General features: G+C 44.6%; 6 protein-coding genes. 1 reads left to right on the top strand and 5 read right to left on the bottom strand.

Annotated features, from left to right (window positions below; translation table 11 throughout):
• Window positions 1-362: 362 nt before the first annotated feature.
• The 4 genes from ED652_RS15965 to lnt form a co-directional block, all read right to left on the bottom strand.
• Window positions 363-1,127, bottom strand: coding sequence for a hypothetical protein (locus tag ED652_RS15965; RefSeq protein WP_122055454.1), 765 nt, complete (start codon window positions 1,125-1,127; stop codon window positions 363-365).
• A gap of 354 nt (window positions 1,128-1,481) precedes the next feature.
• Window positions 1,482-8,534 (bottom strand): RHS repeat-associated core domain-containing protein, encoded by a 7,053-nt coding sequence (locus ED652_RS15975; protein WP_254051709.1) that lies wholly within the window; start codon window positions 8,532-8,534, stop codon window positions 1,482-1,484.
• Entirely contained in the window at window positions 8,531-9,064 is a 534-nt protein-coding gene (locus ED652_RS15980) for a hypothetical protein (protein ID WP_122055456.1), read from the bottom strand. Before ED652_RS15980 ends, ED652_RS15975 begins: the two co-directional genes overlap by 4 nt.
• Window positions 9,065-9,087: 23 nt before the next feature.
• Window positions 9,088-10,593, bottom strand: a complete 1,506-nt coding sequence (gene lnt / locus ED652_RS15985) for an apolipoprotein N-acyltransferase (protein ID WP_122055457.1) — start codon at window positions 10,591-10,593, stop codon at window positions 9,088-9,090.
• Window positions 10,594-11,102: 509 nt separating this feature from the next.
• Here lnt and ED652_RS15990 point away from each other — a divergent pair.
• On the top strand, window positions 11,103-11,579 hold the full coding sequence (locus ED652_RS15990; RefSeq protein ID WP_254051710.1) for a hypothetical protein: 477 nt from the start codon (window positions 11,103-11,105) through the stop codon (window positions 11,577-11,579).
• Between the two features lie 431 nt (window positions 11,580-12,010).
• On the opposite strand, the gene cas6f is transcribed toward ED652_RS15990, so the two are convergent.
• A complete protein-coding gene (cas6f, locus tag ED652_RS15995; protein WP_122055459.1) occupies window positions 12,011-12,616 on the bottom strand; it encodes a type I-F CRISPR-associated endoribonuclease Cas6/Csy4 in 606 nt (201 codons plus the stop codon).
• Window positions 12,617-12,624: the final 8 nt, after the last annotated feature.

The raw sequence follows: 12,624 nt of genomic DNA on the forward strand, positions 1-12,624 counted from the left end.
CGCATCTTAACTTTAATTGCTAAATCACTTTGTAAATACGTGGATTCCATATAAGGAAAGGGGCAAATATAAGTTCATTTCGCAGGTTGCGATTCGCACACTGCGAAATGGATTTCTAACTCAAAAAAGGGGCTGTTCTTAGCTAGCAGGCACTTTGAAAGAAAAGTGCCACGAGTCAAACTTCATGCTTATGAAGCCTCTGGACAATTATGATTTAGAGTATTAGCTTCAAGGCCAGACTAGCACGGGAATAAATCAAACCTTGGGGTGAGTTTTTATTCAAACAATAACGCCTCTCTCCTGTTAAATCATTCAACAAAGAGAAAGGCGTTAGATTACTAGACAGGTTCTCTATAACAAGACTAAAGCTCTATTTTGATCTTTCTTTTTTGAACAACATCAAGAGTTAATTGTCCATTGGTTTGAGATGGTAACGAGTCCTTGCTCGCTATAATATCCATCTCAAATATACAGCTATCAAAACCTTGAGTTAACTGTGCTTGCGTTTGACCAAACACTTCACTCAAGCTCTTATTGTAAGAGCCTGAATTAAGTAGATGCTCACCAGCGTTAATATCTGGTGACACAGTTCTGATATTGGTCTCAATACTATTTTTACAAGTTAGCGTTTCCACTAGGTAAGAGTATGTATGGTCTGCCTCAGGAGCCCATGATATATCTATCACTTCGCCTGCAAAGCTTGTCGTTAATGTAAAGGGTAACGGTAGTTCATTTACTGCCAGTGAACTTTGAACAACATCCCCTCTCAATAACTTTACAATGTACTCTGAGGCGCTTGCTGAAACATCCCCACCATAATAGTAAACACCTCCTTCCATCGATGTTTCAGCTAACGAGAAGTTTAGGCTATCAACTTCAGCAACTAGCTGGTCACCGCCATTAATTGCAACATAGTTAAACGAACTATCTTGAACATATCCCTCGATTTCAGCCTCGGATGGGCTTATTACCGATAATGCAAAGAACACTCGTAAATCAGAAGCTGCATAATCACTACTGTAACGAGTGACAGTATCCTCTGAGTTTGCAGAGGAAGAGCTACCGCCGCCGCTTCCTCCACCGCAACCAACAAGTAATGCTAATACTGACGCGTAATATAATTTCATAAGATTATCTATTTTCACTTTAAAAGAGAGTAAAGGTTACGCCCATCACATTGTATAGACTTCACACTTTGGTATTCATTAAAAACAAGACTTTCATTCCTAAAGTAAACAACACTACACAAGTTTTCCTCTGTGAGGTTTGAGTATTTTAATTTCATGTAGCTCTCTTTATTTACTCTCACTCTCAACTTAGTTCCTTTTTCAGTTTGATAATATAAAGATATCCCTCCAAATCGCTCTGTATCTTCACCCAAAAAAATTAATTTTGTAGCTACAATCGATTCGGCACCATCTGTTTTATATGCCGTAAAAAAGAACCAGGTCATTATAAGCAAAGCGTATAACGCCACCCCTCTAGGGCTTATTGCTGCCCTCATAAATAAGTACCCCCGTCCCAACTGCATCAATGGTGTTGTCTAAAGTGGTATAACCCTGCATAAAGTTCACCGTTCCTTGAGCAGACAAACCTAGACCTATTAAGTTCGTTATCTCCGGAGCGTAAGGAATATTCAATTGCATTAACCCTTGTTCAACTATATGCGACTGTTGATTAAACCTAGCATCAATGCTCGCAGCCGCCCATAATGCTGGGGCGCACCCGATCTTAGAGCCGGCGACACAGTCAATACTGCCAACTGTAACCGTTAAAGAGTCAACCGCAAGAGCTGGCCCTTCTTTTTTAAAAAACTCTATTGTTTGAACTGTCGCTACATCGTCAGCGTCTTGCATTATACTTTTAGCTTCACTCATTTTAGCTATGCCATTCATACCGCTTAAGTCGTTGTAAAGGTAAATAGTAATCACACTCATAGCAGATCGCATCACTGCATCTCGACTATTGGCCCCACTGGCTGCCGCCGCAATACCCGACACAATCACCATACCGCCAGCTTCCTGAAGCGTCAGCGTTTTATCACCGTCATGAACAATGCCACCGCCAAGCTTACCAATGACACCACTGATAAAGCCTTGATTGAAGCTGCCACCTTGCAGCTCATGGAAGCCGCCTTGCACCACACCATGAGCGACGGGCAGAGCGGCGCCAAACGGACTTGTGCCACCCGCAGCACCATGAGCTACCCCATAGGTGACACCCGCAGAGAGCCCTCCTAACACGCCAGCTTGCATCGAGTCACCAAAGTCACCTGTCGTGATATAAGTCGTAGAAAATGACACGGTTGCTCCGCTAGCAGCCGCTTGCGCGACAGGTTGTAATCCCGCATACAACCCGGAGGCGGCGTACCCCATCGCGATAGCACCAACCACCATCCCTGCCATTTGTATCGCCGGATTTTCAAAGGTTTGACTCACAACAAAAAAGGCCATGGCCGCGGCCCACCACACCCAATGCCCCGTCGGGTCCGTATATTTTAACGGGTTGTTATAAACGTACGCGTAACGGTTGTAACTTTGGCTAAAGCTTGGTTCTGGTACGAACGTATCCGCACTCAAGAATCGACCAATGGCTGGGTCGTAAAGTCGAGCGTTCATGTTGATAAGACCGCTGCTGTTACCGACATTTTCATGCCCAGTGAAACCGCGCATCTCAGCGTTGGTAAACATAGGTGTGGCTTGTAACTCTGCCGACGCTAAAAGCTCACCAAACGGCGTATAACCACGTTCTATTTGCACTTGCCCATTCGGGTCGGTGATTAAATCTGCCGTCCCTAACGCATCTCGATGGAAGTAAGCGGTTCGGTCAATTTGCTTTTCACTGCCAATTAACGTTTTCACGTGCTCAGCGACCGCCTGACTGTCTGCCATAAATCGGTGGCGCATCGCTGTTACAACCTTACCGTCCGCGTTGGTCGACACCTCTAACTGGTACTCAGGGCTGATGTAGTAGGTTGTGACCCCATCAGACGTCTGTTTTACACGCTCTCGCTCACTACCATACTCATACTGAGCAACCGCGCCATTGTCATTAATGTGCTTGGCCTTGTTAAACGAGTTCCAAGCGATGGTTCTTCCGCGACCTGAAACCATATTGCCGTTGGCATCATACGTGTAATCGCCAACCAATTGCCCGTTGGCATTAACATTAAACTGGCCTTGTCCGGTTTTATACGTCAAGTTTCCATACACATCATAACGGTAATCGCGTTCGACCTGAGCAACGCTGCGGTTATCGCTGTAGTGCCATTGTGTTAAACGATCAAAATCATCGTACTGGTAGTACTCTTGTTGATTTCGGACAGCACTGACTTTGCGCAGAACGTTACCACGCTCATCGTAAGTATAATGAATGTCTCGAAGGTAGTTATCTCCCATTCCCGTCGTTATGCGTTGAACCGTTCCGCGAGAGCGGTCAATATCACGCCTTGTCAACATTCCATTACCAAAGAGTTCCCCACCAATTCGTCCAAAGTTATCACGACTGGTCGCGACCCAGACAATTTCCGCCGTATCATCGTCCAGACGCTGGTCCATTATCTCTTGAAGCTCTGCCTCCGCAACCACCAAATCATCGAGTTCATCGGTTAAGTTAGACAGTAAATCGGTTTCTTGTCTGGCTAACGCGGCATTTTGCTGCGCTTGCGCAATCAATTCATTCGCGCGACGCTCTGCATTATCAGAGGCTGCTTGATAGTGGTTGGCCTGACTCTGCTTTTGGTTTGCCTGAGCACGCTGACGATTCGCAATGGCTTGATAGTGGTTTGCCCATTGGTTATACACTTGCGTTAAGTTAATACTGGCTTGAGCACCATTGAAGCAAAACTTATTGCCTTTCCACGTCGTACAGCGGTGAGTTTGAACCATCCATAATGGTACTTTAGCGGTAAAATACTCTTTCTTTTTACAATTACCTTTCCAATCTTTCTTGGTGCATCGGTCATATTTGTAATACGCGTAGCCATTTTGTGTTTTGTAGTTACTGAACACTCGATTACCAAAAGCTCGCCAATAATATTGTGCACTACGACGATAACTCGCGGCGCGGTTAGCATTAATATTGGCACTTCTAAATATCGAACTCGCGCTGGCGCTGAGTTTGTTGGCGGTATTTTGGTAACTATTACTTTTGGCAAACAACTGCGCTGCCGCTTGACGTAAACGCTCAGACTCTTCGATATAAAATTGCGCACTTTTCTCAAGCTCATAAGCCTGCATCTCGAGTTCAACAATGCGCTCTGAGGTGGCTTTTAACGCTTCCTCAATTTGCAGGTATTGGCTATCCCAAATATCAGAATAAGGGATACTCATTCGCTTAAGCAGACCATTCACATCGTAATCTTTATCTAAGTTCATCCCCGACGGGAAAGTCACCCGACTGAGACGACCTTCTTCATTGTACTCGTAGTAGGTCGTGTACTCTGAGCCATCAATGGATAGGGTCATCGATTGAGTGCGCCCCAACGCATCGTACGTATAGCGACGCTGGCTACTGTCACTGCTGGAGGCATCCAGTCCGCCTTTCAACGATTGATCATATTGCCATTGATTGATTTCATCTGGGCGAGTTTCATTAATTTTACGACCGAGTGCATCATAAGTGAATGTGGTGCGCTGTCCTTTCGCATCCTGTTGCCAAACCAGCTCCCCCCACGCGTTGTGACCATACGTCCAAGTGCCCATCGCAGGGTCAATCATCTTAGTTTTATAACCGAGCTGGTCATAACTCAGCTCCGTTATCAGTCCATTGGTATCGGTTTGGGTGAGGTTACCGACTGCATCATAGGTATAGCGTAGGGTTGACTGACCATTTTCTACGATTTGGACCGTTTGTCCCAAACCATTGGTTTGCTCAACCTTCTCAAATGTACCGGGGCCCGTTATTGTTGCGGTTAAACCTTGATAGCGAGTGGTCGCAACAAGGTCACCGACATCTTCCGTTGGTTGAGTTTGAGCTATAGGTCGACCTAGCGCGTCATAAGTGGTTTGTAACCAGTACGTCGCATCACCTGCAAAGTACCCCTCAAAATAAGGCACGGTTTCCCCAACGAGCAGGCCTTTTGCGTCGTAAGCCTTATCAACCATCACGGTTTTGCCATCACCGTTCAATTGCTTGGTGCGCACTTCACGCCCCAACTTGTCAAAATACGTGGTCGATAAACCGCCCTGAGAGGTTTGTGTGGTCACCATGAAGATGCTGCGGTCACCCAACGTCAATCCGTGTTGGTCTAAACCGGCATCCGCGCCATCGCTCCATTCATAGACTTGTTCAACCCAATTACCATCGGGCAAGATTTGCTTAATTTCTCGACAGTAATCGTCATAAGAAAAACGGGTCGTCAACCCATTAGCATCGGTGACGGTGTCGGGCAATCCACACGAGTTGTTATAAGTGGTCGTGACAAAGTGACCAAGGGTGTTGGTATGCTTCGTCACTCGACCTAAAGCATCGTACAGGGTCGTCGATTGACGTGTTTCACCACTGCCTGTCGTACGCTCTAAGGTGCGAAATCCGCTGGCATTGTAGTCAAATTGCGTCGTTAACGAGAGTGCATGCCCAGGCTCGACGGTTTGCTTAACCAAAGCCCCGGTATTTGCATCATAAGAAAAGGTCGTATTTCTCGTTTGAGAATCGTGACCATTGGATTTGGTCACAGATACATCACGAGGTTTGCCGATTAACCAACGCTGCGTATCATGCTGATAGCGTGTGCTCGTTTTTTCAACAAATCGTTCACCATTACCATCCTCGACCGTTCGTGTGATGGTATCGGGGAAATTAAGCGCATCGTAACCTTGATATTGCGTAACCGTATGGGTCAAAAGGTTTCCTGATGTATCCCACGCCGATTGACGGCTTTCAATCATTTGTGGCCAAGACTGCCCAGCAATAGGAGACGTCACCTCTCTATAATCAAATTCGCTTTGTGAAATCTTTTGGTTATTGATTCGCGTTTGCGTGCGCTCAACATAAGGTGTCCAATCACTGCGGTACCCGGTCACGGTCGATGTAAGGGTATGACTCGCTAAATCTTTGTTTTGTATTTCCCCAAACCCGAGCAGGCCCTTATCAGGGTGAGCGTGATACCCTCTATAAAAGTACTCAGTACGGTTAATGCCGCCAATACCATTACTGCGCTTAAGCGCCTTGACCACTTTAAAGTTTGGCTCAAGCGCAATGAGTCCTGAAGGCGCTTGCGCCCCTTGGAACACCGAGGCATTTCCTGTTAATCCATACTCAAACTCACTTTTCACACCTAACCCTGACGTCACCGATTTAAGTAAAGCCAGCGGTTCAAACTCATAAGAGAGGCATGTCAATCCATCGATAGAGCGATAACAATCACCGATTAAACCATCGCCATTGGCGTCGACGCCTTTTTTAAACGGTCCGTAAACGTTATTCACAGCCATAGAGTAAATCGTGGTTTTAATACCAAAGAATTTTTGAATCTTATTCCCAGAAAACGACATCTTGTCTTTAAGCAAATCCAGGTCAGCGTTTAACGTGGCTAACACGGTCGGCGAATTAAAATGTTTACCGTCGCCATAAGCACAATAAACGCGCTCCCCAGCGATGTAACACAAGTCAGACAATCCATCGCTGTTTCGGTCAGACAGCATGATGGACGCTTCAACCTGTGACACGTTATTCTCATTACCGGTATCGATTCTAAAATGGTCTTGTCCGAGCGTTAACCATGTTTTAGCGGCATCAAAGCCTTGCCCTGTATTCTGGTGGCAAACAAGATCGTTTCCTTGTCGGTAACACAGCTCAGCCAACCCATCACCGGTGACATCAACAAGGTTCATGGTACGTTGCAATTGCTCAACCACCTTGACGTCTTGCTCGTGGGTATTATTATTCGGTGATTGTGAGACGGTATTTTTTAACCCAATCGGCAATTGACTTGCCCATCGTTGAGCTGCTTGAAAAGAGAGTGTACTGCTGCCGGATTTTTGACCCAAAGAGCAATAAAAATGGCCATCAAGCTTCACGCCACATAAATCAGCAAAACCATCTTGGTTAATATCAATAAATTGGCTTTGTGGTAGGTTCACAGGATCGAAATCAACACTTCCAGCACCAAAGGATATTGACTGATACGTTTTCTCTAACGGGTAACCTTGGTCCATTAAGACATAATCGGCGCTAAGTCCTCGCCCTGTATTGTTGGCGCAAACCACTCGGTTGGATTCAACTCGGCAAACATCCGCCAAACCATCGTTATTCGCATCCAGCAGCCTTACTGCATCATCAATGGTGTAGTTTCGGCTCCAGTAACGCCCTGAATCAAACGAGCGTCCTTGGTTATTTAACGCGCAGAAAAAACCAGTTTCATTGAATGCACACAGGTCTTGAAAGCTGTCTTCATTAATATCAAGCAAGCTCAACGACGCGTAGTTTTGAGCCTCCTCCCAGGCACTGCCTTGAAAGTCGTGACTCCACTTCGTCGCGAAGGCGTAGTTCCCTTGTCCTTGGTTAATTCCGCAATAAAGCCCATCGTCAAGGTAGCACATGTCACTGAGACCATCTCGGTTGATATCACCCGCAACAAACCCTTTAAATTCATCGAGAGAGTACAGTGTTTCTTGTTCAGGCTCTCCCTCTGCATATGGGTTACTTTCCCATTCAAAAGTGTGCGCAGGCATACAATCGCCACCAGAGCTACACACTCGCAGACTCTCCATTCGACTGAATTCAATGCCTTGAGAATTGACTTCACCGTATGTAAATTCAATGCGGCGAAGCCCATGGCCATCGCGGTTAATTTGAATATGGTCGAGCTTTTGTCCCAGTGTCTGCTTGTGACCAAAACGATAGGCAGTAAGCACGTCAGGGCGGTTCGTATAGTTAAAAGCAAGGTTCACGTCGGCATATTGAATATTATCGAGGTAGCGCTGACCTTGGTGAGTGCGATAGCGAAAGTCGATACCATGTTCAAATCGGTCGGATTGTCTCGAGATGAACCACTCAAGGCCATGACCATCAATGGTTAATTGAGCATCCTCTCTTGAGCCATAACGGGTCACGTACCCATCAGACGAATAAATCGTCCAGCTTTCTGGTCCAGAAGATAATTGACCGTTTGCGACAATCTTGGTATGCCATCCCCCTTTCGTTCTATATTCACTCCCCCCTTGGCCTTCGCTACCAGACACTAAGAAGAGACGTTGACCGTCTAAGCAATACACATCGGTATCATCAAATCGCATCCCACTATTGATGCCATCGTCTTGTTTGTTACGACTACAGCGAGTAATACTCGACAACCCATTCAAGGTCATTCCAAGCCCTAACGGACCATTGGCAGAGCCTTGCTGATATTGAACTGATAACGCGGGGACTAAGTCGTTAACGCCACTAGGCAGTTGCAAATCGACTTGATACCCAGATTTGCCTTGAGAAACCAACGCGCGTCCACTGAGCTCACCAACCGAAGCGGCAACCGTCGGCAATGAGACGCCAACAAACATAAGTAATGAAGCGCCTGTTTTCATGATATTCATCATAACGATTCCTTATTGTTGCCGAGGTTATTGAATCTTTTTTCAATATCAATCAGGTCAGTTTCCACGTCGACCACTTGTTGTTTAATGGCTTGTATCTTGGGTGAGGCGGCGTCTGGTGTTAAAAGCGTAGGGTCATAATTCAACACAATCCCTTCACTCTCTAGCTCAGACAAAATGACACTGGCCCTTGCCAGAACCAACTCTGGAGACTCCTCCATTGATTGCGCTTCGGCCGTGTCTTGGTCTAATCTTACTTTTTCATCCGCAATGTCTTGATTGAGCGTCTTTAGCTCTGACAACATTTCAGCTTCAATGCGTTCACTTTGAGATTCAAATGTTTGCTGTGACGCCACTTTTTGGTCTCCCATCTCGCTAGCCGAGTGAGATTTTGAGCTCTGCTCTGAGTCTACTGGGGGCGCCGAATAACCGATGCGTTGAGTTTGAATTGAATTATCGTAATTGAGAGCAATGACGCCTACTCCGAGCGTAAGGGTAATAAGCACCCCAATCGTTAGCCAACGATATACCATGACGTATCCTTGTATTATTCGTATTATTGCGCTCTAAATAGGCGCTTCTGAGTGAGAGAGTTTGTGTTAATGGGATGCCTTCGATTGGCAAGGTGAATGAGTAGAAGTACGCCACCAGAAAGCCACAATAGCCACAGGTGTCCGTACTGCGTGTAAAGCGTTTGGCGCTCATTCAAAGGCACCAATACATCCATAACCTGCGTTGCTTGGCTTTCCACCTGGCGAAGAACTGCCCCATCAGGACCAATTAAACTGGTTTTTCCTTGATTGGTTGCATAGACGACCGACTTGCCGACTTCGGCCGCCCTGACCTGACTAAGTTTCAATAAGAATTGTTTCACCCAAGGGGTATGAGTCCATTCAACATCACTTAATAAAAAGGCGACGTTGCCAGCGTGCAATTTGGAAGTAAAAACATCGGAATAGAGCGCTTCATAGCACACCGCCAACACCGTTCGAAGTGAGCCAAACTCATGCTCCGGAATCGAGTTAGAGAGCACCTGAATATCGCCGCCTCGAGAAAGTGTCACTTGCTCAACCCAGTCGATGAACCAAGCGGGTCGATATTCACCAAAAGGAACTAATCGTTGTTTAAAGTAAATAGGTGAGGGTTGGTCACTTCGGTAAATCACATTCTGTAAATATTGACCGTTTCTAGCTTGCCCGCCCCAAACCACCACAACCCCCTTCTGTATCAACTTGTCTACACTGTCCTTCACGAATGGCTGTATCTCTTCATAAGGCAAGGACATAGAGGATTCTGGCCACACAACGATATCAGCCCTAGGGGCTTGTAGAGACAGGGAGACATAACGTTGAATACGCTCAATAACATCGTTCTTAGAGAGTTTATGTGGACCCGTGAAGTTGCCATGTAAAATACGAACAGAAGTGTTCGATTGACTTTGCTCAGGGAGTTGAGGTAATAAGAGCGCCTGATTTATCACCCCAAAACTCATCAACATAATGACTAATAGGGACAAAGACTTAAGACGACTTGATTTATTGCATATCAGCCAAGCAAACGAACTGGCCAGTAGGTAAACAAGGAAGCTACCACCCAATGCACCAATAACACTTAACCAACCAGAAAAGCCAACATCGAGTAACAAGAGCCCTGGATGTAACCAAGCAAAAGAAAAGACGGTGTGTTCTCTTAATATATCAAGAGACACCAAAACAAAAGGAAGTGCTATGAGCGTGCGAGAAGCTGTCAGGGTTGCTAAAAGCCAAGGAATAATGAGAAAACTGGATGATAGAAGTACGACCAACAAAGGCCAAAGTCCCCATCTAATCCAACTCGCATCCCCATACTCTTGAGCCAAATAACCATTTATCCAAAATAAGGTGGTCGTGTAATAAGCAACACCAAACAAAAACCAAAGTGCACTTTTAGAACGAACGGTTTTTAAGTTCACATGAACGACAAAGGCCAACACAAAGGCCACCACCGAGACACCAACTCCGAAAGAATCGACCCGATAAGATACGGCACTCACAACACCAGCAATTATCCCTAACCACCACATAAATCAACTCAACCAATATAATAACCAACATCAATAAGTTAAATTGGTAACATATTTGCGATGCATTTTATAAAACATAATTTAAGTAAAATATAAAATTGGGATAACTGTCATGCCACCCAGATTAATGAGTAATTTATTGATAACTGGTTAGTAATTTCATCAATTCAATAAAGTCGTGGCTTCTAAAGTTAACAAGGTGGGAATGTTAATTAAATGTACGATAATATGAATGAGTAAAGACTCTATATCGCTGGGCACATGTGAACACATGAAACCTAATTTGTAGAGTGAAAATTTACCCATTCAACAAGTGAATAAAAATGCAATAAATTTCAAGGTTGGAGGTTGAATTTTCTATCGATTTATTCGTCAACGAAAATGATAATGGGGCAAAACCTTGTTAGCGCTTTTGCTAGATTCGCCAGCTCCTTGGTTTGTGGTGGTACATTGACTACTCATGATTTATCCTATTAGACGTAAATACAATAACCGTGGCTGAGTTTAGATTGGATAAGAATAAAGAAAGCTACCTACCGGAGAATCACATAACTCCCGAACTTTTTGTGCAACACGCTTGGGATATGGACTTTAGAATTTCTATCGCTGACTCGGCGGTACTTCACTCTGATTTCATCAAACAAGCCTCCATACTCGCCGATAAAAAAGACATAAGTGTTCACTATTTAGACTTTTCTGAGTACGACACGGCAGCGGCGGCATTATCCGCAAAAGAAAATTCAGGTTTTCTTGAAGCGCTCGAAGATGGAAGCAAAAAATCTTTACTGTGGTTTGTTCATTGCGACTCACTCGCACCTTTGAATATCGCTGTTACATACTCTCTCCGTACAGCCTTAACGACGAGGCCAGGAAACAACACACAGTCAGTATTCATCGCAACTAAAGCATCATTGTTAATGATGTTTGCTAATCGTGAAGCACCTTTTTATCAAAGCCATTACAATTTAACTGGCTATAGTCGCTAACTTTATAGCTCTTCCAATCACCTCAAGGGCAAGCATTGTGTCTACTTATTCAATTTGGCGAAACTGATTAGCGAATGAGCTCTAATGAATATATCTCGAACAATGGATTTGTAACGAGGTAACATTCAAACCCAGCAAAAAAGCCACCAAGCTTAAACTTGATGGCTTTGATTTTAACTGCTTGTTCAGCAGGTTGGTTGCTTTCTTCCTGGCCTATTCTTAGCTGCCTATGCGGCAGGACACTCGCGAATTTCGAACGATGTCCCTCAAATACTTTTCTTAGCTGCCTATGCGGCAGGACACTGTTAACTATAGTCGCTAAGCTGTTAATTCCACTTGTTTTATATCACAAAAGTCTAAAATACCCTTTTTCTTATTGCGTCTATAACTCATTGTTTTTAAATATCTAAAATAAAAATTTCAAAAAAGGGTCAAAAACTGAAGTCAGGTACTGTGCCTTTTCTTTCTTGATTGGTGGCTAAACCATAACTATTAAAGTTTGCTGCAACGCGATCACCGACAAACTCCTTTTGTACAAACAATATATAATCTTCCCCTGATGAACCGCTGGAGATTGGTATTCGATGAAAACTATCGATGACCCGCTCTTCATTAGAGACTGGTAATGATGATTCAACACCAGATAATTCGGCTCTAGCCATGCTACGTTTGATTCGGCGTTTCTTAGAACCCAAAAAGTTTTTTCCAATCGTTTGGTTACGGACAAACCTCACCTCTACCGCAGTGTCAGGCACCTCACAAACACTAGAAATCTCAAACAAACCTTCATTTACCATCAAAGAAAAATAGGGCTGAAAAGAGAGTCCAACCATCATCTCTTTATCTTCGGCAACAAAAGCTATGGTTTGACCGACCGTAACATCACTCCAGTCGGGAAAGCTCACACCTATTTTATTCATGGCTTGTCGGTTATTGACCATAAACAAGTGCATTTGAGAGATACAACGCCCTGCTAGCAACCCATAGTCAGCGTTAGCAGGCGTGTAACGTATTAAGAAATAGTAACGCTTAGTCATAGCTCTCC

Origin of the sequence: Vibrio sp. Evd11, assembly GCF_900382755.1 — a bacterium.
Taxonomy (GTDB): Bacteria; Pseudomonadota; Gammaproteobacteria; order Enterobacterales; family Vibrionaceae; genus Vibrio; species Vibrio lentus.